General features: G+C 32.2%; 1 protein-coding gene. It reads right to left on the reverse strand.

Features of this window, described 5'->3' with window-relative positions; genetic code table 11:
* Positions 1-370 precede the first annotated feature (370 nt).
* Entirely contained in the window at positions 371-694 is a 324-nt protein-coding gene (locus B2G44_RS01960) for an O-methyltransferase (protein WP_078123158.1), read from the reverse strand.
* Positions 695-761: the final 67 nt, after the last annotated feature.

Consider the following 761-nt stretch of genomic DNA (forward strand, 5'->3'; position numbering starts at 1 on the left):
CTTCGTTTTAGGATTCTCCAAGTTACTCTAAATTTCTACCTTAATTCCTTAGGGGAAGTATCCTCTTTTGGAGGCTGATTCCAGGTTTTTTGTTTGATAAACTACTCCGTACTCTTAATATATACTAGTAGTCTCTGGACTGTCCGTTTAAGCAACTTCCGGAACAGGTTCAGAAATACATCAATTTTCCTTCTTAGGCCATCTCAGGCTTCTCCATCGAATTATTTGGTGGCGAGGTCTTTTTGACTAATTTGCTTTCGTCGCAACCCGCTTTTATGGTCTGCTGTAATCTGACATTCTTTCGTTTGTCAGACCGACCATCTCCATTCAGAGTTTATCGGCTCTGGCTATTGGTGAGATAGCACGAAATTTAGGCCTCTTTGGCGCCCTTAAGAATTCTGCAAACATTTTTAGAATTATTTTTTTGCATAAACAAATTATGAAAATTTAAATTATCGCAAATAATAAAACCATTATTTTTGATAAATTTTTGGTATTTTTCGAATAACTTACAATATTGCGATTTAGCGCCATCAATAAAAATTAAATCATAATTTTTTTTAGGTTGATATATTAAAGCTTCTGTCCAAATTACTTTAACCTTAAAAGGTGTGTTAAAAAATATTTTTTTAGCCAATTGATAATAATTATAATTTCGTTCTAATGTTTCAATTTGATTATCTGGATTACACATGGTTAATGATACGGATAGATTAATTGTGTTTTATGCAGCGATTTGTATTTGCTGTTTTATTTACAAT

It is taken from the genome of Candidatus Phytoplasma citri (genome assembly GCF_002009625.1).
GTDB lineage: Bacteria > Bacillota_I > Bacilli_A > Acholeplasmatales > Acholeplasmataceae > Phytoplasma > Phytoplasma citri.

What these genes read in the sequence shown, in the direction of transcription:
- B2G44_RS01960 (WP_078123158.1), bottom strand. Translation starts at nt 694, where the DNA reads ATGTGTAATCCAGATAATCAAATTGAAACATTAGAACGAAATTATAAT.